The sequence below is a fragment of the Streptomyces genisteinicus genome (assembly GCF_014489615.1).
Taxonomy (GTDB): Bacteria; Actinomycetota; Actinomycetes; order Streptomycetales; family Streptomycetaceae; genus Streptomyces; species Streptomyces genisteinicus.
Window position 1 is genome coordinate 4511658 of record NZ_CP060825.1, and the last position, 20036, is coordinate 4531693.

Annotated in this window: 20 protein-coding genes; 6 read left to right on the forward strand and 14 right to left on the reverse strand. The window is 73.7% G+C overall.

The features are described 5' to 3' along the window. Window positions 1–776: 776 nt before the first annotated feature. On the reverse strand, window positions 777–1457 hold the full coding sequence (locus IAG43_RS19745; protein WP_343075702.1) for an alpha/beta hydrolase: 681 nt from the start codon (window positions 1455–1457) through the stop codon (window positions 777–779). A gap of 319 nt (window positions 1458–1776) precedes the next feature. Between IAG43_RS19745 and IAG43_RS19750 the strand changes: the two genes are divergently transcribed. The 3 genes from IAG43_RS19750 (at window position 1777) to IAG43_RS19760 (ending at window position 4194) form a co-directional block, all read left to right on the forward strand. Then, window positions 1777–2913: an adenosine deaminase gene (locus IAG43_RS19750; RefSeq protein ID WP_187742024.1), complete on the forward strand. Its 1137-nt coding sequence runs from the start codon at window positions 1777–1779 to the stop codon at window positions 2911–2913. Between the two features lie 144 nt (window positions 2914–3057). Then, window positions 3058–3396 carry an ATP-binding protein gene (locus tag IAG43_RS19755; protein WP_187742025.1) on the forward strand — a complete coding sequence of 113 codons (339 nt, stop codon included), beginning with the start codon at window positions 3058–3060 and terminating at the stop codon, window positions 3394–3396. Window positions 3397–3471: 75 nt separating this feature from the next. Beyond that, window positions 3472–4194, forward strand: coding sequence for a hypothetical protein (locus IAG43_RS19760; protein ID WP_187742026.1), 723 nt, complete (start codon window positions 3472–3474; stop codon window positions 4192–4194). A 19-nt stretch (window positions 4195–4213) separates the two neighbouring features. On the opposite strand, the gene IAG43_RS19765 is transcribed toward IAG43_RS19760, so the two are convergent. The 5 genes from IAG43_RS19765 to afsQ1 all read right to left on the reverse strand — a co-directional run bounded on the left by IAG43_RS19765 (window position 4214) and on the right by afsQ1 (window position 8106). Continuing rightward, the gene (locus IAG43_RS19765; RefSeq protein ID WP_187742027.1) at window positions 4214–4414 is read right to left on the reverse strand and encodes a PspC domain-containing protein; all 201 of its coding nucleotides are present in this window, start codon (window positions 4412–4414) and stop codon (window positions 4214–4216) included. Between the two features lie 91 nt (window positions 4415–4505). After that, a complete protein-coding gene (locus tag IAG43_RS19770) occupies window positions 4506–5093 on the reverse strand; it encodes a VanZ family protein (protein ID WP_187742028.1) in 588 nt (195 codons plus the stop codon). Window positions 5094–5190: 97 nt separating this feature from the next. Next, a complete protein-coding gene (locus tag IAG43_RS19775; RefSeq protein WP_246574442.1) occupies window positions 5191–5808 on the reverse strand; it encodes a hypothetical protein in 618 nt (205 codons plus the stop codon). Next, window positions 5805–7379: a sensor histidine kinase gene (locus tag IAG43_RS19780; RefSeq protein ID WP_246574444.1), complete on the reverse strand. Its 1575-nt coding sequence runs from the start codon at window positions 7377–7379 to the stop codon at window positions 5805–5807. The genes IAG43_RS19775 and IAG43_RS19780 overlap by 4 nt, the downstream gene beginning before the upstream one ends. Before the next feature lie 49 nt (window positions 7380–7428). Next, entirely contained in the window at window positions 7429–8106 is a 678-nt protein-coding gene (gene afsQ1 / locus IAG43_RS19785) for a two-component system response regulator AfsQ1 (protein WP_187283180.1), read from the reverse strand. Between the two features lie 169 nt (window positions 8107–8275). On the opposite strand from afsQ1, the gene IAG43_RS19790 reads away from it, so the two are divergent. Then, complete coding sequence (locus tag IAG43_RS19790) at window positions 8276–9010, forward strand: SigE family RNA polymerase sigma factor (protein ID WP_187742029.1); 735 nt, start codon at window positions 8276–8278, stop codon at window positions 9008–9010. Window positions 9011–9242: 232 nt separating this feature from the next. On the opposite strand, the gene IAG43_RS19795 is transcribed toward IAG43_RS19790, so the two are convergent. Next, the gene (locus IAG43_RS19795; RefSeq protein WP_187742030.1) at window positions 9243–9881 is read right to left on the reverse strand and encodes a uridine kinase family protein; all 639 of its coding nucleotides are present in this window, start codon (window positions 9879–9881) and stop codon (window positions 9243–9245) included. Between the two features lie 156 nt (window positions 9882–10037). Here IAG43_RS19795 and IAG43_RS19800 point away from each other — a divergent pair, with 156 nt between their 5' ends. Continuing rightward, window positions 10038–10430 (forward strand): hypothetical protein, encoded by a 393-nt coding sequence (locus IAG43_RS19800; RefSeq protein WP_187742031.1) that lies wholly within the window; start codon window positions 10038–10040, stop codon window positions 10428–10430. A 57-nt stretch (window positions 10431–10487) separates the two neighbouring features. Here IAG43_RS19800 and IAG43_RS19805 read toward each other — a convergent pair whose 3' ends face one another. From IAG43_RS19805 to deoC, 4 genes are all read right to left on the reverse strand, one after another. After that, window positions 10488–11345: an LppU/SCO3897 family protein gene (locus tag IAG43_RS19805; RefSeq protein WP_187744796.1), complete on the reverse strand. Its 858-nt coding sequence runs from the start codon at window positions 11343–11345 to the stop codon at window positions 10488–10490. A gap of 287 nt (window positions 11346–11632) precedes the next feature. Beyond that, on the reverse strand, window positions 11633–12526 hold the full coding sequence (locus IAG43_RS19810) for an aldehyde dehydrogenase family protein (protein WP_187742032.1): 894 nt from the start codon (window positions 12524–12526) through the stop codon (window positions 11633–11635). Beyond that, window positions 12519–13955 carry an aldehyde dehydrogenase family protein gene (locus IAG43_RS19815; RefSeq protein WP_187742033.1) on the reverse strand — a complete coding sequence of 479 codons (1437 nt, stop codon included), beginning with the start codon at window positions 13953–13955 and terminating at the stop codon, window positions 12519–12521. The genes IAG43_RS19810 and IAG43_RS19815 overlap by 8 nt, the downstream gene beginning before the upstream one ends. A gap of 5 nt (window positions 13956–13960) precedes the next feature. After that, on the reverse strand, window positions 13961–14908 hold the full coding sequence (deoC, locus tag IAG43_RS19820; RefSeq protein WP_187744550.1) for a deoxyribose-phosphate aldolase: 948 nt from the start codon (window positions 14906–14908) through the stop codon (window positions 13961–13963). A gap of 213 nt (window positions 14909–15121) precedes the next feature. Between deoC and IAG43_RS19825 the strand changes: the two genes are divergently transcribed. Then, a complete protein-coding gene (locus tag IAG43_RS19825) occupies window positions 15122–15754 on the forward strand; it encodes a PH domain-containing protein (protein ID WP_187742034.1) in 633 nt (210 codons plus the stop codon). A gap of 1071 nt (window positions 15755–16825) precedes the next feature. Here IAG43_RS19825 and IAG43_RS19830 read toward each other — a convergent pair. The 3 genes from IAG43_RS19830 to IAG43_RS19840 form a co-directional block, all read right to left on the reverse strand. Further along, complete coding sequence (locus IAG43_RS19830) at window positions 16826–18475, reverse strand: phospho-sugar mutase (protein WP_187742035.1); 1650 nt, start codon at window positions 18473–18475, stop codon at window positions 16826–16828. A 71-nt stretch (window positions 18476–18546) separates the two neighbouring features. Further along, window positions 18547–19377, reverse strand: coding sequence for a purine-nucleoside phosphorylase (locus tag IAG43_RS19835; protein ID WP_187742036.1), 831 nt, complete (start codon window positions 19375–19377; stop codon window positions 18547–18549). A gap of 145 nt (window positions 19378–19522) precedes the next feature. After that, on the reverse strand, window positions 19523–19960 hold the full coding sequence (locus tag IAG43_RS19840) for a gamma-glutamylcyclotransferase family protein (protein ID WP_147987840.1): 438 nt from the start codon (window positions 19958–19960) through the stop codon (window positions 19523–19525). Between the last annotated feature and the right edge of the window lie 76 nt (window positions 19961–20036).

The following is a 20036-nucleotide window of genomic DNA, read 5'->3' on the forward strand; positions in this document are numbered from 1 at the left end:
ACCGCCCGTCCGGGAGGGACACCTCGCCCGCAGCGGAGGTGGGAAAGCCAGCCCGTCCGGGATGGACACCTCGCGCCCTGCGGAGGTGGGAAAGCCACCCGGCCCCGCGATTGCGGACACGGCCGCAGGCCGTGCCGCGACCACCGCTCCGCACACGAGTGGACACGCACGCGCGGCGGAAGATGCTCACGACCACCGGGGCCGCGGACGAAGAAATGGCCCCCACACCGGCGGGCCGGTACGTTCCCCGGGGACACGGGGCGCGCAGGAGGCGTAAGCGGCCGACGGTCCTCAGGCTAGGGCAACGTAGGTCTGGGGCGAGCGGGCGCTCTAGCCTCCGGAGGGACCCGCAACCCCCACTCCACGCACCGGACCAGCGCCGTGCAACCCAAGCCCGTCCGGCGCTTGAGGACACCCGCGCGCAGCGGGGGTGCACCACCCCCGCCCGCACAGAACAAACATGCCCGACCGGGCAACAAAGCCTGTCCGGCGTCTGAGGACAACCCGCGCGCAGCGTGGGTGCGCCACCCCCACACCCGCACACGAAAGCGCGCGGTACCCGCGGAACCCGCACCCCGCCCCGGCAACGCCCCCGCGCGCAGCGTGGGTGCGCCACCCACACACCCGCACACGAAAGCGCGCGGCACCCGCGGAACCCGCACCCCGTCCGGCAAGGCCCCCGCGCGCAGCGGGGGTGCGCCACCCACGCACCCGCACACGACAACGCACCCGCACCCGCGGAAACCGCCCCCGCCCCGGCAACGCCCCCCGCGCGCTCAGCGCCCGCCGAAGCCCGCCGCCAGCGGCATGCGGAGGCCCAGGGGCGGCGGAGCCGCCAGCGCGTCGGCGACGGGGCGGGCGTAGTGGCGGGCGTACATCGAACCGAGCACGAAGTCCGCCGCCAGGGCCAGGACTTCGTCCTGGTACTGGCGCAGCGCGTGCCCGTCCGAGTGGACCTCGAACCGGCAGGTGTCCCGGTTGGACTTCTTCGCGCGTTCGGCGAGCCGGTAGGAGAGTTCCGGGTCGGTCGCCCGGTCGTTCGTGCCGTGCACGATCAGCACGCGCCGGCCGTTGAGCTGGGCCACCGGTTCCGGTGCGGCCGTGCGGTCGTCCTCGGGGAGCCAGGGGGCCAGTGCCAGCACGGAGTTGACCGCCGGGTGGCCGGCGGCCCGCAGGGCGGCGCGGCCGCCCATGCCGTGGCCGGCGAGGCAGAGGGGCACGTCGCCGTGGCGGCGTACGACCTCCTCGGCCGCCCAGGTCGCGTCCGCCGCGAGGTGCGCGTCCGCCCCGTTCCATCCGCGGGTGCGGTAGCGGACGCGGTGGACGAGCAGGCCCTCGGAGCGGCCGGCCCGGGCGAGGGCGCGGCCGAGGGGGGCCATCGCGGCGTAGGAGAGGGCGGACGGCCGGCGTCCCGATTCGGCCTCGCCGTCGGGGAGGAGCAGGACCACGCCGGTCACGGCGGGATCCGTGCCGTCGGCGGGGCGGGACGGGCCGCCCGGGGTGCGGGTGGTGAGGACGGAGAGTGCGGAGAGCGCGGGGAGCGCGGGGAGTCCGCCGAGCCGGGCCCGCCGGGGTTCCCGGCTTCCCTGCGCCGTGCGGTCGACGGTCGTGTCACGGGGGTTCGCCGGCTCTGCCCGACGCCCCCACCAGCGGGGCAGCGCATGGTGTGCCATGGCCCAACATTCTCAGAAGGCCAGGTGTACTCCATCCGTACGCGCGGTCACTGTTACATATCGACGGTGGGCAATCTACGCGCGTAGGCGCTAGAGTGCGCAGATGACGAGCCAGACCCTTGATTCACCCACCGGGGACCAGATCCGCCGCGCCCCGAAGGTGCTGCTCCACGACCACCTCGACGGTGGTCTGCGCCCGGGCACGATCATCGACCTCGCCCGGGAGACCGGCTACACGGGCCTGCCCGAGACCGAGCCCGACAAGCTGGGCATCTGGTTCCGCGAGGCGGCCGACTCCGGTTCCCTGGAACGCTACCTGGAGACGTTCGCGCACACCTGCGCCGTCATGCAGACCCGTGAGGCCCTGGTCCGCGTCGCCGCGGAGTGCGCCGAGGACCTCGCCGAGGACGGCGTCGTCTACGCCGAGGTCCGCTACGCCCCCGAGCAGCACCTGGAGGGCGGGCTGACCCTGGAGGAGGTCGTCGAGGCGGTCAACGAGGGCTTCCGGGAAGGCGAGCGCAGGGCGCGCGAGAGCGGTCACCGCATCCGCGTCGGCGCCCTGCTGACCGCGATGCGCCACGCCGCGCGGGCCCTGGAGATCGCCGAGCTGGCGAACCGGCACCGGGACACCGGCGTCGTCGGTTTCGACATCGCGGGCGCCGAGGCCGGCTTCCCGCCCACCCGGCACCTCGACGCGTTCGAGTACCTCAAGCGCGAGAACAACCACTTCACCATCCACGCGGGCGAGGCGTTCGGCCTGCCGTCGATCTGGCAGGCGCTCCAGTGGTGCGGGGCGGACCGTCTCGGCCACGGTGTGCGGATCATCGACGACATCACGGTCGCCGAGGACGGCTCCGTGAAGCTGGGCCGGCTGGCGGCGTACGTGCGCGACAAGCGGATCCCGCTGGAGATGTGCCCGACGTCGAACCTCCAGACGGGCGCGGCCGACTCGTACAAGGACCACCCCATCGGTCTGCTGCGCAAGCTGCACTTCCGGGCCACGGTCAACACGGACAACCGGCTGATGAGCGGCACGAGCATGAGCCGTGAATTCGAGCTGCTGACCGAGGCGTTCGGATACACGCTCGACGACATGCAGTGGTTCACCGTCAATGCGATGAAGTCCGCATTCATTCCTTTCGATGAACGCCTGGCGATGATCAATGACGTGATCAAGCCCGGATACGCGGAACTGAAGTCGGCCTGGCTCTTCAAGCAGACCGCCACGACCGGGAACTGAGCGCCCGGCGGCCCTGTGGCCGCCCTTTATCCCGAAGCGGCCGGAGACGTCAATCTCCGGCCGCTTCGCGGTGTTTGCGGGGGCTGTGCGAAGCTGACTAGCTTGCGGAGCCGCTCATATTTCCGTCCCCGAGGAATTTCTCTGATGAAGCAGTCCGCAAAGACTCTCGGTACCGCCGCTCTCGGTGCCGCGTTCGCCGCTGCCGCCGCCGGCACCGCGTCGGCCGCCCCCGCGCTGCCCGACGCGACCGGTCTGCTCGGCCCGGTCTCCCAGGTCGCGCCCGTCCAGGAGGTCGCCGGCAAGCTCCCCGCCGGCGCTCCGCAGGCGCTGACCGGCGCGGCGTCCACGCTGCCCGGCGCCCTCCAGGAGGCCACCGGCGACACGCTCTCCAGCGACAACGCCGCCGCTCCGGTCACCGGCCTGCTCGGCGGTCTGCCGGCGGGCGAGCTCGGCGGCGGTCTGCCCGGTCCGCTGGGCGGCTGACGCCGGCACCGTGCGACGGGGGGCGTGCATCCGAACCGGGTGTGCGCCCCCCGGCGTTGTGCCAGGATCGCCGCCATGCGTGACACGACCGTCCCGACGCTGCTGCTCGCGGCCTGTGCGCTGCTGGCCCTGCCGGCCTGCACCGCGGGGGGAGACGGCGGCGCCGACGCCGAGCCGCCGGCCCGTACGGCCGCCGCCGCACCCGCCGGCGCGGGGCTCCCGCCGACGCGGGAGGAGCTGGAGCGCGCGGCCCTCAGCGGCGGCGACCTGACCGGCTTCCAGGTGCTGTCCGGCGACGGCCTCGTGCCCGGGGGCCGACCGGTCGCGGACCGCCCGGAGTGCCGTCCGCTCGCCGATGCGATGGGGGACCGGGTCGACCCGCGGGCCCTGCACACCGTCGAACGCGGCCTCGGCTCCCTGGAGCGGCTCGGCCTCGCGGTGTCCGCATCGCTCGGCTCCTACCGGCCGGCCGACGCCGAGGAGGTCGTGAAGGGGATCGAGAAGGCGCTCGCCGTCTGCGGCGGCGGCTTCCGGGCGACACTCGACGGCCGCATCGCCGCGTACGGCTCCGTGCGGCGCGTCCCCTTCCCCGTCCGGGGCGCCGACGAGGCCGTCGGCTGGACGACCGTCTCCACGTCCGGCGGTCACGACACGGCGCTGCACCTGGTGGTCGTCCGCGACGGCGCCGCCGTGGTGCGGTTCATGGCGGTGGACCTGGCGCGGGCCGAGCCCGCCGAGGTCCCGCGCCAGGTCGTGGACGCGCAGCTGGCCGGACTCAGCCGGGCGCTCGCCGGCTGACGAGGCCCCGCCGCACGGCTCACCACGCGGGGGCGGCCTGCTTCCCGGACGGCAGCAGGAACCACAGGGCCGCGTAGAGCAGGAACTGCGGGCCGGGCAGCAGGCACGAGGCGAGGAAGACGACGCGCACCGTCGTGGCCGATGTGCCGAACCGCTGGGCGAGCGCGGCGCACACGCCGCCGAGCATGCGGCCTTCACGGGGACGGGTGATCGCAGCCATGGTGAGCTCCTTCACGAGTGGGTCCCGGGAGCCTCTCGGTGTGCTCCCGACCCCTTCATCCTCGCCCCGCACATGGGTCGAAAGCGTCGCTCTACGGGGCGATCGGGACCCTGGGAATCGTCGGGGTCGCACCCCTGACGCCCTCGTCCCCGAGCATGGCCCCGGTCTCCTTCCCGAGGGTGCCCCCGGGGCGGCCGGGCGCGCCGTTCGGCCGCAGCAGACGGCGGCGGAGCCGGGCACGGCAGGCGGGGACCACGGCGAGGTGGGCGAGGGCCACACCCGTGGTGTTCAGCAGCAGCGAGTCGACGTCGACCACCTGGCCGGGCACCGCCGTCTGCAGCAGCTCGATGCCGAGCGACAGCAGCGCCCCGGCCGCGACCGTGCGGGTCAGCGAGGCCCACGGCGAGACGGCGAGACGGCCGCCGGCCAGCGGCAGCAGCACCCCGAGCGGAGCGAGGAGCAGCAGGCCCTCGCCGATGTGGCGCAGCCCCTCCACCAGCCCGGCGTCGAGGGACGCCCGGATCCCGGCGAGCGGCTCGATGTTGGCCGCGGTCACCCACAGCACGTCGCGTGGACGGAGTGTCACCCAGGCGACGAGCACCAGGTGGGCGAGGAGGAGTACGAGCCCCGCCGTGCGGAAGTGGATGGCGGCACTGCCGCCCGAGCCTTGACGCTGCACGACCCCCTAGACGCCCGCACCGCGGGGAACGGTTCCCGGGCGGCTTCCGGCTCCGGGGAGCCCTGTCCACCCGGCGCGCCGGGCCCGCCGTGCCCGGTCAGCCCGCCGACGGCTCGGGCGCCGGCGTGGGCACCATGGACTCCGGGCGCTCCTTCACCGAGGCCGGACACGTGTAAGCGCGGGGAGCCCAGTCGCCGGGGCCGCCCAGCAGCACCGTGCCGTCCGTCGCCGCCGTGCTCTCCATCAGCGTGCACACCAGCTGTGCCAGCGCCTCGGCCGGCAGGTCCTCCGGCTGGCGGTTGAGCCGCAGGGTGCCGTCGGGGTCGCCGGACCGCGCGTCCGCGAGCACCAGGGGCCCGCGGACCCAGGTGACGAAGCCCGCCTCGTGCTCCGCGGGCAGCGGCTGCTGCTGGAGCTCGTCCACCAGGGCCTGCGCCTCCCGGACGCGGCTGCTCGCCGCCTTGTCCTCCGCCGTCGCGACCGTGCGGTCGACGGCCACCAGCTGCGAGGCGCACACCAGGTACACCTGCACCGGGACCGCGGTCCGGCCCGCCTGCGGCACGACCTCGCCGGCGGACACCTCGCACGGGACCCGGGACGGCGCGGGGCCCGCGTCGACCGGGACCTGGGTCGGCCGGATTCCGCAGCCCGCCAGCGTCAGGCCGGCCAGGAGCAGCGCGGCGGGGACGGCGCCCCGGTACCGGATGCGTATCACCGCGGCCCCTCCGCTCCGTGTGCCGTGTCCGCCTCGCCGGGGGCGTCGTCCCGGCCGGGGCCGGTGCCGCCCGGTGCCGCGGCCTCGCAGTCCGCGGCCGCCGATCCGTCGTGGGGGAGACGCAGCACGAAGACGGCGCCGTCGCCGTCGGGGGAGTTGGCGGCGGTGATGTCGCCGCCGTGGATGTGGGCGTTCTCCATGGCGATCGACAGTCCGAGACCGCTGCCCTCCGACCGCGGGCGTGAGGCGCTCGCCTTGTAGAAGCGGTCGAAGACGTGCGGAAGGACTTCCTCGGGGATGCCCGGCCCGTGGTCGCGCACCTCGATCAGCAGCTCGGTGTCGCCGGGCCGCACCGAGACCCGCACCGGGGAGCCGCCGTGCTTGAGGGCGTTGCCGATGAGGTTGGCGAGGATGACGTCGAGCCGCCGCGGGTCCAGGCGGGCCATGATGCCGCGCTCGGCGTCCAGCTCGACCGCGTCCAGCCACGCGCGGGCGTCGATGCACGCGGTGACCTGGTCGGCGACGTCCACGGTGTCCAGGACGAGCCGTGCGGTGCCCGCGTCGAAGCGGGTGACCTCCATCAGGTTCTCCACGAGGTCGTACAGCCGGCGGGTCTCGCTCACCACGAGGTTCACCGCGGGCGCGATCATCGGGTCGAGGGAGTCGGCCTCGTCCTCCAGCACCTCGGTGACCGCGGTCAGCGCCGTCAGCGGGGTGCGCAGCTCGTGGGACATGTCGGCGACGAAACGCCGGCTCGACTCCTCCCGCGCGCTCATGTCCGCGACCTTCTTCTCCAGCGACTCGGCCGTCTTGTTGAACGTGCGTGCCAGTTCGGCCAGTTCGTCGGTGCCCGAGACCCGCAGCCGGGTGTCGAGCTTCCCCTCGCCGAGGCGCCGGGCAGCCTCGCCGAGCCGGTGCACCGGCTTCAGCACGGTGCCGGCCGCCGCCTGGGCGAGGAGCGCGGAGCCGATCAGCGCGAGCAGGGTGGCGATCGCCAGCGACCAGCCCAGCGAGGCGAGGTCCTCGCGCTCCTGGCCGAGCGACTTCAGCAGATAGCCGGTCGGGCCGCCCCCGACGATCCGGGTGCCGCCCACGAGATAGGGCGCGCCGCCGCGCTCGGTGCGCTGCCAGTACAGGTGGTACGGGGCCGAGTTGCCCGCGCCGACGTCCAGCCGGTCGTCGACCGCGTCGCGCAGCGACTGGGGCACGTCCTCCACGGTGAAGTCGTCCCGGTCGGACACCCCGGTGATCGGCTTGCCCTCGTCGCGCTCCCCGATCAGCACCACGCTGTAGTCCCCGCCGGCGGCCATCTGCTCGGCGGCGTTCTGCAGTTCGGCCTGGGTGGGGCGCAGCGGCAGGGCCGCGGCCCGGTTCTGCATCTCCCGCCGGAAGTCGTCGAGTGCCGCGTCCTGGGTGCGGGTGAGCACCGCCTCGCGGTTGAGCCAGTAGGCGATGCCGGAGGCCGAGACCGCCGCCGTCAGCGCCACCAGGGCGAAGACGACGACGAGACGCAGCCGCAGACTCGTCAGACGGAGGCCGGCGAGTATGCCGCGCCCCGGGGAACCGCTCACCCGGCGGTCCCGCGCACCGGACGGAAGGGGATGACGGCGTGCCCGTGGATCACTGCGGTACGTCCAGCCGGTAGCCGACGCCGCGGACCGTGCGGATCAGGGTCGGCGAGGACGGCACGTCCTCCACCTTGGCCCGCAGCCGCTGCACGCACGCGTCCACCAGGCGCGAGTCGCCCAGGTAGTCGTGCTCCCACACCAGTCGCAGCAACTGCTGCCGCGACAGGGCCTGTCCGGGCCGCCGGCTGAGCTCCAGCAGCAGCCGCAGCTCGGTCGGGGTCAGCTGGAGGTCGTCGCCGTTCTTGGTGACGGTCATCGCGGACCGGTCGATGACCAGCGAGCCGAAGGTCGCCGAGTCGGTCGACTCCCGCTCGCCGCGGCGCAGTACGGCACGGATGCGCGCGTCCAGCACCCGCCCCTGCACCGGCTTGACGACGTAGTCGTCGGCGCCGGACTCGAGTCCGACGACGACGTCGATGTCGTCGCTCCGGGCGGTCAGCAGGATGATCGGCAGCTGATCGGTGCGCCTGATGCGGCGGCACACCTCGAAGCCGTCGATACCGGGCAGCATCACGTCCAGCACGACCAGATCCGGCCGCTGCTCGCGCAGCAGCTGGAGACCGTCCTCCCCCGTCGCCGCGGTGGCCACGCGGTGGCCCTGGCGGGACAGGGAGAGTTCGAGAGCCGTGCGGATGGCGTCGTCGTCCTCGATCAGCAACAGGAAAGGCACGGGCCCATTCTGGCCCATGGGCCGCGCGGCGACGACTCCCCCGGAGCATCACCGCTTGCGAAGACCTCTGTGACGGGCCTGTGACAATCGGGGGACACCCCGATGAAAGTGCCTTGGCAGAGTTCTCATCACACGGAACGACCGGACTCCACTCGACGGGGGGCGCGAGATGAACGCACTGCACAGCACGGCCTCAAGCGCAGTTGTCACGCGTCTCCACGACGTCGTGAGGGGACCGGAGAAGTCCGGCGCCGTGACCGGACGGGGGTGCGTTCGCGGCGCCGGGCGCCAGCACAAGGCGCCGTACATGGCGGTCGTGGACACCGCGACGGGGACCGGCCCGACGGCGTACGAAGAGGCCGCGGGGGGCACCGCCTCCCTGTCGGAGGCGGAGTTCACCGCCTACGTCCGCGAACGCCGCGCCTCCCTGTACGCCACGGCCTACCACCTGACCGGTGACCGCTACGAGGCCGAGGACCTGCTCCAGAGCGCACTGTTCTCGACCTACCGCGCCTGGGACCGGATCAGCGACAAGGCGGCGGTCGGCGGCTACCTGCGCCGCACCATGACCAACCTGCACATCAGCGCCTGGCGCCGGCGCAAGCTCAACGAGTACCCCACGGAGGAGCTGCCGGAGACGGCAGGCGACACCGACGCGATGCGGGGCACCGAACTGCGCGCGGTCCTGTGGCAGGCGCTCGCCAGGCTCCCCGAACTCCAGCGCACGATGCTGGTCCTGCGGTACTACGAGGGCCGCACCGACCCGGAGATCGCGGACATCCTGGACATCAGTGTCGGCACGGTGAAGTCGAGCATCTGGCGGTCCCTCCGCCGGCTGCGCGAGGACGAGGTCCTCAGCTTCGGCCGTGACGAGGAGGAGTCCTTCGGCGAGCTGGTGGCCTGAGGGCACGACCGCCGCGTCGGGGGAGGCGGCGGAACGGGGAGGGGACCCACGGGGGTCCGGGGGGAAACACGGGGGACGCACGGCCCGTCGCGTCGGGGGAGGCGGCGGCAGGGATCCACGGGGGACACGGGGATCCACGGGGGAGAGCGGGGCCGGACAGACCGGGGGGTTCTGTCCGGCCCCGCTTCCGTGCCCGGGGCCGGGGCGCCGTCCGGGCCGGACGGTCCGCCGCTCAGGCCGCCTGGCGCGCGGCGGGCACCCGGCAGCGGCCCGCCGCCGCGTCCGCGAGCCGGCCCAGCGCCTCGGCCGCGCCGCACGGATGGGCGCCCAGCTCCGCCTGGCGGGCGACGATTCCGCGCTCCGCCCGCATCAGCCGCCAGCCGCGTCGCAGCAGGAACGGGACCGACTTGCGGCCCTCGCGCATGTCCCGCGCCAGCCGCCGGCGGAACGTCGTCGCCGGACGGCCCCGCAGGCAGAGCGCGTCCGCGAGGACGCCCAGCTCCTGGCAGCGGCGCACGATGTCGGCGGCGAAGATGCCCTCGGCGACGAACAGCGGGGTGCGCGCGATGTCGAACGTGTCGCGGCCCACCCGGGAGCTGGTGGCGATGTCGTACACGGGCACCGCGGTGCGCCCGGTCCCGCACAGCTCGGCGATCGCGGCGACCGCCGCGTCGGCGTCCCAGGACGCGGGTGAGTCCCAGTCGATGTCGGCGCTGCCCGTCACCTGGGGGAGCGTCGGGTCGTTGGCCTCCTTGTAGAAGTCGTCCAGGCGCAGGACCGGAAGTCCGGTGCGGGCGGCGAGGGACGACTTTCCGGAACCGGAAGGGCCCGCGAGCAGCACGACGCGGGTCGGGATGGGTTGGGAACTCACGGGAGACAAGTCTGACGCATGGACGCCGCTGTGGGACCCCCGAGGAGGGGGTCGGTGCCGAGCATCGCGTCACATCCGCGTTCCGTGCTCCCGCCGTCACCGGTCCGCGGCGCCGTCCGCAGCCCACCGTCCCCAGATCCCAGAGAAGGACAGACCATGGCCCGACACGCAGCTCCCTCCCCCCGGCGCGGCACACTGCTGCGCGCCGGCCTGACCGTCGCCGCGGCGGGCGCGGCGCTCGGCGCGGGCGCCGCCTCGGCGCAGGCCGCACCGGCGCCGGTCGGCGCCGAGTCCGTGCTCGGCGCCGTGCCGCTGGGGGCGGCGACGGGACTCGCCGCCAACTCCGTGGCGGGGGTCGGCGAGCTCAAGAGCCTCCAGCTGCACCCGCTGGCCAACACCGGAGTGGATCCGCTGGACAACGCGGTGGGCACGCAGGTCGCCGACTTCCAGCCGGTGAGCACCGCCCTGGTCACGGACAACATCACCCGCGGCCAGGCCCTGGAGGACCTGCCGGTGGCCGGGCCCGTGGCCCAGGGGCTGCTGCCCTGAGCCGGTCCGGTGCGCGGGGCGGCGGACGTCTCCGCCCGCCGCCCCGCGCACAGCGGGCTACGGCAGCGGCTCCAGGCAGAGGGTGAAGTCGCTGCTGCCGCCGTACTCGCGGTACTCGGAGTAGCGGTTGCGGTCGCACTGCGCGGTGCCGTCGTGGCGCTCGGCCACCTTGAACTGCGCCTCGGCCGAGCCGCATTCGACCACCGCGATGTCCGGGCTGATGGTGGTGCCGTTGTTGCGCACGCAGTCGCCCGCGCTCGCGGTGCCGGCGCTGTCGTCCATGACGACGGCGGTCACGACGGCTCCGGCCAGCGCCAGCGGGATCAGGACGCCGACGGCCGCGGCGCGGCGCATGATCGGCTTGCCCGGGACCATCGGCTGCTGGAAGCCGCCCGACGGCTCGGCGAGCTTCCTGAACTTGCCGCGGGCGCTCAGGTTGCCGATCAGGGTGAACGGTGTGAGCAGGAACGACTGGACGCTCCACCAGCCCTGGAGCAGCGTCTTCGCGCTCAGCTCACGGTGGACGGCCATGCCGCAGGAGCGGCAGAAGTGACCCTCCACCTTCTGGGTCCGGTTGGCGATGATCATGCCCTGGCGGGCACGGACCGTGGCCTCGGCCGCGGGGACGCTGCCGCAGAACTGGCAGCCGCCCGGCATGCCGCCCGGGCCGCCCTGCGGCGCCCCGGGCGCGAAGGGGTTGCCGGAGTTCTGCGGCTGTCCCTGGGGCTGCCCCTGGGCGAACGGGTTGCCGGACGTCTGCGGCCGTCCCTGCGGCTGTCCCTGGGGCTGCCCCTGCGCGAACGGATTGCCCGACGTCTGCGGCGGGACAGCGGCGTACGGGTTGCCCGGCGCGGGCTGCGCCGGCTGGCCGGGCTGGGCGGCGAAGGGATTTCCGGACGGCGGCTGGACGGTCATGTGTTCCCCCGGGGAGCAGATGTATGTACGGCGTAAGGACGCCGCACAGTACCGGAGCCGCCGCTACCGCCCGACTCCGGGGCACCCGGTCCGGCGGCCCGTGCCACCGGCCCGCTGCCGCGCGGTGCCGGACCCGCCCCGGACACGCCCGCCGGCGAAGCCGGCCGGCCGTGCCCGGTCCCCGCCGCACGCTCCGCCCCGGACGGCGCACGGCCCCGACGGGCGGTGCCCGTCGGGGCCGTGCGGGCCGCGGGCTCCTCTCCGTCCGGAGGAGCCCGCGGAGCCGGTCAGTACGCGGAACCGGACGCGCCGAGCGAGCCGGTCGGGTGCCACACCGTCTTGGTCTCCAGGAACGCCGTCAGACGCCGGGTGCCGGGATCGGCCGAGAAATCCACAGCCTGTGGACGCAGGACGCGCTTGAGGTTCTCCGCGGCGGCCGCCTCCAGTTCCTTCGCCAGCACCTCGTCGGCGCCGGTCAGGTCGATGCCGTTGACGTCCTGGTGCGCGGCGAGCGGGGCGGCGATCTCCGCCGTACGCCCGGAGAGCACGTTGACCACGCCGCCCGGCACGTCGGAGGTGGCCAGCACCTCGCCCAGCGACAGGGCCGGCAGCGGCGCCCTCTCGGAGGCGATCACCACCGCCGTGTTGCCGGTCGCGATGACCGGGGCGACGACCGAGACCAGGCCGAGGAGCGAGGACTCCTGCGGCGCCAGCACCGTCACCACGCCCGTCGGCTCCGGCGTGGACAGGTTGAAGTACGGACCCGCGACCGGGTTCGCCCCGCCCACGACCTGGGCGATCTTGTCCGTCCATCCCGCGTACCAGACCCAGCGGTCGATCGCCGCGTCGACGACACCGGCCGCCTTCGACTTCGACAGGCCCTCGGCGTCGGCGACCTCCCGCGCGAACTGCTCCCGGCGGCCCTCCAGCATCTCGGCGACGCGGTAGAGGACCTGGCCGCGGTTGTACGCGGTCGCCCCCGACCAGCCGCCGAACGCCTTGCGCGCGGCCACGACGGCGTCACGGGCGTCCTTGCGGGAGGAGAGCGGCGCGTTCGCGAGCCACGCGCCCTTCTTGGAGTCGGTCACCTCGTACACCCGGCCGCTCTCGGAGCGGGGGAACTTGCCCCCGACGTACAGCTTGTAGGTCTTGAAGACGCTCAGGCGCATCGGCTCAGACATCGAGGTAGGCCTCCAGACCGTGACGGCCGCCCTCGCGGCCGAAGCCCGACTCCTTGTAGCCGCCGAAGGGCGAGGTCGGGTCGAACTTGTTGAACGTGTTGGCCCACACCACACCCGCGCGGAGCTTGTTCGCGACCGCGAGGATGCGCGAGCCCTTCTCCGTCCAGATGCCGGCCGACAGCCCGTACTGGCTGTTGTTCGCCTTGGCGACGGCCTCGTCCGGCGTGCGGAACGTCAGCACCGACAGCACCGGGCCGAAGATCTCGTCCCGCGCCACCGTGTGCGCCTGCGTGACGCCGGTGAACAGCGTCGGCGCGAACCAGTACCCGGCCGCCGGCAGCTCGCACGCGGGCGACCAGCGCTCGGCGCCCTCCGCCTCGCCCGCCTCCACCAGCGCGGTGATACGGGACAGCTGCTCCTCGGAGTTGATCGCCCCGATGTCCGTGTTCTTGTCCAGCGGGTCGCCGAGGCGCAGTGTGGACAGCCGGCGCTTCAGCGACTCCAGCAGCTCGTCCTGGACCGACTCCTGCACCAGCAGCCGCGAGCCCGCGCAGCAGACCTGGCCCTGGTTGAAGAAGATCCCGTTGACGATGCCCTCGACGGCCTGGTCGATCGGGGCGTCGTCGAAGACGATGTTGGCGCCCTTGCCGCCCAGCTCCAGGGTGACCTTCTTGTGCGTGCCCGCGACCTGCCGGGCGATGGCCCTGCCGACCGCCGTGGAGCCGGTGAACGCGACCTTGTCCACGTCCGGGTGCCCGACGAGGGCCGCGCCGGTGTCCCCGTAGCCCGTGAGGATGTTCACGACACCCCTGGGGAGCCCGGCCTGCCGGCAGATGTCGGCGAAGAAGAGCGCGGACAGCGGGGTCGTCTCGGCCGGCTTCAGCACGACGGTGTTGCCCGTCGCCAGCGCCGGGGCGATCTTCCACGCCAGCATCAGCAGCGGGAAGTTCCACGGGATGACCTGGCCCGCGACACCGAGCGGCCGCGGGGCGGGGCCGTAACCGGCGTGGTCCAGCTTGTCGGCCCAGCCCGCGTAGTAGAAGAAGTGCGCCGCGACCAGCGGGAGGTCCGCGTCGCGGGTCTCCTTGATCGGCTTGCCGTTGTCCAGCGTCTCCAGGACCGCCAGCTCACGGCTGCGCTCCTGGATGATCCGCGCGATCCGGAACAGGTACTTGGCGCGCTCGGCGCCGGGCAGCGCCGACCACTTCTCGAACGCCTTGCGGGCAGCCTTCACCGCCCGCTCCACGTCGGCCTCGCCGGCCCGCGCGACCTCGGCGAGCACCTCCTCGCTGGACGGCGAGACGGTCTTGAAGACCTTGCCCTCCGCGGCGTCGGTGAACTCGCCGTCGATGAACAGCCCGTACGACGGGGCGATGTCGACGACCGACCGCGACTCGGGGGCCGGTGCGTACTCGAATACGGAACCCATGATGATCAGTCCACTGTCACGTAGTCGGGGCCGGAGTAGCGGCCGGTGGCGAGCTTCTGCCGCTGCATCAGCAGGTCGTTGAGGAGACTCGACGCGCCGAAGCGGAACCAGTGGTTGTCCAGCCAGTCCTCGCCGGCGGTCTCGTTCACCAGGACGAGGAACTTGATCGCGTCCTTGGAGGTGCGGATCCCGCCGGCGGGCTTGACGCCCACCTGCACTCCAGTCTGCTCCCGGAAGTCGCGCACGGCCTCCAGCATGAGCAGGGTGTTCGCCGGGGTGGCGTTCACCGCGACCTTGCCGGTCGACGTCTTGATGAAGTCCGCGCCCGCCATCATGCCGATCCACGAGGCACGGTGGATGTTGTCGTACGTGGAGAGCTCGCCGGTCTCGAAGATGACCTTGAGCCGGGCGGCTCCGCAGGCCTCCCTGACCGCGCGGATCTCCTCGTACACCTTCATGTACTTCCCGGCCAGGAAGGCGCCGCGGTCGATCACCATGTCGATCTCGTCCGCGCCCGCGGCCACGGCGTCCGCCACGTCGGCGAGCTTCACGTCGAGGGCGGCCCGGCCCGCGGGGAAGGCGGTCGCCACGGAGGCGACCTTGACGCCGGAGTCCCCGAGCGCGGCCTTGGCGGTCGCCACCATGTCGGGGTAGACGCAGACCGCGGCGGTTCTCGGCGTCGAACGGTCGGTCGGATCGGGGTTGACGGCCTTGGCGGCGAGCGCCCGGACCTTGCCCGGGGTGTCCGCGCCTTCGAGCGTCGTGAGGTCGATCATCGAGATGGCCAGATCGATGGCGTACGCCTTCGCCGTGGTCTTGATCGAACGGGTGCCGAGGGAGGCGGCGCGCGCTTCCAGGCCGACGGCGTCGACGCCGGGCAGCCCGTGCAGGAAGCGGCGCAGCGCACCGTCGGACGCGGTCACGTCGGAGAGTGCTGGTGCATTGGTGGGCATGGTCACCAGAGGAGCATATCTACGCGCGTAGCGACCTGTACAGGGGGGACTCGCGCGGGGGCGCGGGGATCGGGCGGGGGCACGCCCGGGCGCGGTCCGCCTGGCCGGGTCCTCGCCGTGCGGCTCGCGGGGGGCCGGCGCGAGGGCGGGCCCGGGTGCGGCGCGGTGGTCCGGTCGGAGGGCGGCGACGCGGCGTGCGGCAGAATCGAACCCATGACGAGTTCCGAGCCGCCCGCCGAGCCCACGTACGCCGACCGGGTCTTCCGGTCGCCCGCAGCCATGGCCGGCGGCGGCCTGCTCATCGCGATCATCGCCTGGATCGTCGTCGACGCGCTGATCCGCGGGGAGGGGCGGACGCCGTGGCTGGCGCTCGCCGCCGCGCTCTTCGCCGTCCCCCTGATCGTCGCCTTCACCTTCCGGCCGGCGGTGTACGTCAACGACGAGCGTCTGCGGATCCGCAACCCGTTCCGCACGGTCACCGTGCCGTGGGGGGCCGTCGCGGACGTCCGGGCCGGCTACTCCAGCGAGCTCCTCACACGGTCCGGCGCCAAGTACCAGCTCTGGGCCATCCCCGTGTCGCTGCGGCAGCGCAAGCGGGCCGCCCGGCGCCAGATGCAGCGTGCCACGGACGACCCCCACGGGCGGACGTCCGTCTCGGCGGACGTCTCCGACGACGAGGCGCGCATGGCCCCGGCGGACCGCACGATCGCGGAACTCCGCGCCACGGCGGAGAGGCTCGGGGCGAAGCCCGGGCCCCAGGGCGAGGAGTCCTCCCGCTGGGCCGTCGAACTCCTGGCCCCCCTGGCCACGGGCGCGGTGCTGCTGCTGGTGCTGGTGGCGCTGTAGCGCGTTTTCGCGCGGGGCGCTCTTGTTCGGGGGCGTTGCGGTGTCCGCGGGTGCGGGTGCACGTTTGGGTGCGGGTTGGTTTGTGGCGCACCCACGCTGCGCGCGGGTTGTCCTCAGACGCCGGACGGGCTTTGTTGCGTGGTTGGGCTTGCGCCCTGCGTGCGGGCGGGGGTGGTGCACCCCCGCTGCGCGCGGGTGTCCTCAAGCGCCGGACGGGCTTGGGTTGCACGGCGCTGGTCCGGTGCGTGGAGTGGGAGTTGCGGGTCCCTCCGGAGGCTAGAGCGCCCGCTCGCCCCAGACTTGACTCGCCCTAGCCGGAGGACCGTCGGCCGCTTACGCCTCCTGCGCGCCCCGTGTCCGCGTGGAACGTACCGGCCCGCCGGTGTGGGGGCTGTCTCTTCGTCCGCGGGCCCGGTGGTCGTGCGTATCTCTTGCTGTGTGTGCGTGTCCGGGCCGGTGGTCGCGGCACGGCCTGGGGGACGGACGGGCTGGCTTTCCCACCTCCACTGGGCGCGAGGTGTCCTTGCCGGACGCGAAGATGTACGGGCGGGCGCCCACATCGCCTCGTGCCGCGTCCCCGGTCTCGGACGGCCCCCTGCACCCCCCACCCGCAGCCGAACATGCTCCCTCCCCTCGTCCGGCCGGTGCGTTCGCCGCGGACACGGGGCGCGCAGGAGGCGTAAGCGCCCGACGGTCGTCGAGTTAGGGGCAGTCATATTGGGGCGAGCGGGCGCTCTAGCCTCCGGAGGGACCCGCAACGTTCGTCCTGCGGTGCGGACCCGGTTCGGGCAACTCAAGCCTGTCCGGCGTTTGAGGACACCCGCGCGGAGCGGGGGTGCACCACCCCCGCCTGCACACAGCACACATGCCCGACCGGGCAACAAAGCCTGTCCGGCGTTTGAGGACAACCCGCGCGCAGCGTGGGTGCGCCACCCACACACCCGCACCGAACCACCCCGTCCGGCAAGGACACCCCGCGCGCAGCGTGGGTGCGCCACAAACCGACCCGCACCCGAGCGCAACGCCCGCCCCCGCGGAAACCGCCCCCCGTCCGGCAAGGACACCCCCGTGTCAGAGCCCCATCGCCTCGGAGAGGTCGTGCTTCAGGGCCTCCAGAACCCCCTTCGCCGCATCCCGCGCGGCGCTGAGCGCGGAGGGGGAGGGGACGGGGACGACGACCTCCAGGTAGCACTTGAGCTTGGGCTCCGTGCCGCTCGGGCGGACGATCACGCGGGCGGTGTACTCACCGTCCAGGGCGTACCGCAGGCCGTCCGTCGGGGGCAGCTTCGCCGAGCCTTCGGCGAGGTCCTCCGCGGCGGCGACCCGCAGGCCCGCCAGGGCCGTCGGCGGGGTCTCGCGCAGGGTGCGCATGGCGTCGGCGATGACGGTGAGGTCCTCGACCCGCACGGAGAGCTGGTCGGTCGCGTGCAGGCCGTGCTCGACGGCCAGTTCGTCGAGGAGGTCCGTGAGGGTGCGGCCCTGCTCCTTGAGCTCGGAGACGAGTTCCGCGACGAGCAGCGCCGCGGTGATGCCGTCCTTGTCGCGGACGCCGGCGGGGTCGACGCAGTAGCCGAGCGCCTCCTCGTACCCGTAGCGCAGCCCTTCCACGCGGGCGATCCACTTGAAGCCGGTGAGGGTCTCCTCGTGGGGGAGGCCCGCGGCGGCGGCGATGCGGCCGAGCAGGGAGGAGGAGACGATCGAGGCGGCGAAGACGCCCGACGCGTCCTTGCGGACGAGGTGGGCGGCGAGCAGTGCGCCGACCTCGTCGCCGCGGAGCATGCGCCAGCCGCCTTCGGCGGAGGCGTCCGGTACGGCGACGGCGCAGCGGTCCGCGTCGGGGTCGTTGGCGATCACCACGTCGGGTGCGACGGCCCGCGCTGCCTCGAAGGCGAGGTCCATGGCGCCGGGTTCCTCCGGGTTGGGGAACGCGACGGTGGGGAACTCCGGGTCGGGGTCGGCCTGTTCGGCCACGAGGGCGGGCGGCGGGAAGCCGGCGCGGGCGAAGGCGGCGGTCAGCACCTCGCGGCCGACGCCGTGCATCGCGGTGTAGACGACGCGCGCGGAGCGGGGGGAGTGGGGGGAGAGCACGGCGTCGGTGCGCTCCAGGTAGGCGCGGAGCACCTCGTCGCCGAGGGTCCGCCAGCCGTCGTCGGCGCGGGGGACGTCGTCGATGCTCGCGATGGCGTCGATGGCGTCGGCGATCTCGCGGTCGGCGGGGGGCACGATCTGGGAGCCGTCGCCGAGGTAGACCTTGTAGCCGTTGTCGCGCGGCGGGTTGTGGCTGGCGGTCACCTCGACTCCGGCGACGGCGCCGAGGTGCCTTATGGCGAAGGCGAGGACCGGGGTGGGCAGCGGGCGGGGCAGGACGGCGGCCCGGAGTCCGGCGGCGGTCATCACGGCGGCGGTGTCGCGGGCGAAGTCGGCCGACTTGTGGCGGGCGTCGTACCCGACGACCACCAGTCCGTCGCCGCGGCCCTTGGCCTTGAGGTAGGCGGCGAGGCCGGCGGCGGCGCGGATGACGACCACCCGGTTCATCCGCATCGGGCCGGCGCCCAGTTCGCCGCGCAGGCCGGCGGTGCCGAACTGGAGCGTTCCGGCGAACCGTTCACCGAGCGCGTCGAGGTCCCGGGCGCGGAGGAGTGCGGCGAGCTCGGCGCGGGTCTCCGGGTCGGGGTCCTCCGCGAGCCATGCCTCGGCCCGCGTGATGACGTCCTGCTGCACGGTTGGTCCGCCTCTCGTGGTGGTCGTCAGGATGGTCGTCGTGGTGGCGTCCGGCCGCCGGACGCCGGGGGTCAGATGCGCTCCAGCACCCGGGTCAGCAGCGCGCCCATCCGGGCGGCCGAGTCGCGGCCGGCCTGGAGGACCTCCTCGTGGTTGAGCGGTTCGCCCGACAGGCCGGCGGCGAGGTTGGTGACGAGGGAGATGCCGAGCACCTCGGCGCCGGCCTCGCGGGCGGCGATGGCCTCCAGCACGGTGGACATGCCGACCAGGTCGCCGCCCATGACGCGGACCATGCCGATCTCCGCGGGCGTCTCGTAGTGCGGGCCGGGGAACTGGACGTACACGCCTTCCTCCAGCGTCTCGTCCACCTCCTTGCACAGGGCCCGCAGCCGCGGGGAGTACAGGTCGGTCAGGTCGACGAAGTTGGCGCCGAGGATCGGCGAGGCGGCCGTCAGGTTGATGTGGTCGCTGATGAGGACCGGCTGGCCCGGCCGCATGCCTTCGCGGAGGCCGCCGCAGCCGTTGGTCAGCACGACGGTCTTGCAGCCGGCGGCGACGGCGGTGCGCACGCCGTGGGCGACGGCGGCGACGCCGCGGCCCTCGTAGAAGTGCGTACGGCCCAGGAAGACGAGGGCGTGCTTGTCGCCGATGCGGTAGGAGCGGATCTTGCCGCCGTGGCCCTCGACGGCCGGGGGCGGAAAACCGGGCAGATCCGTGACGGGGAACTCGGCCTCGGGGGCGCCGAGCGCGTCCACCGCGGGAGCCCAGCCGGAGCCCATCACCAGGGCGACGTCATGGGTCCCGGTGCCGGTCAGCTCGCGCAGGCGCGCGGCGGCGGCGTCGGCCGCGGCATGGGGGTCGGCGAGAGGGCCGAGGGAGTCCGGATTCACAGATGCGTTCACGCCGATGAGGGTAACCCGTGAATCCCTACGCGCGTAGATGACGCCGCGTACGGTCCTCGGATCGTTGCCTTGTCGTTTCCGACGAATGACGGCCGGATGGCGGCCGTGCGTCCCGCCGAGCCGGAGCAGGAGCCGTGGCCCGCGGTCAGCAGGGGCGCTTGCGCAGCTCCATCACGTAGTCGTGGGGCGCGCCCGCCGACTCCGCCGCGTCCGCGACCTCTCCCAGGTAGCGGGCGGAGGGCAGGCCGCCCTCGTACGCGTTGAGGACGTACACCCAGGCCGGCTCCTCGCCGTCCAGGGTGTGCACCCGCACCCGCATCCGGCGGTAGATGTCGAGCCCCACGCCCTCCCAGCGGTCCATGGAGTCCTCGTCCATCGGCGCGATGTCGTACAGCGCGACGAAGACCTGGGACCGCGGTGCCTCCACGATGGTGGCCAGGGCGCCCTCCCAGCCCATCTGCTCCCCGCCGAAGGTCAGGCGCCAGCCGTTCAGCCAGCCCGTGCTGCGCAGCGGGGAGTGCGGTGCGCGGCGGGTCATCAGCCGCGCGTCGAGGTTGCCGGCGTACGCGGCGTAGAGCGACATGGGATCGAGGGTACGGGAGCGCGGGGCGGGTGCGCGGACACGCCGGAGCGGGGCCGCCCCGGCGGGCGGCCCGCGC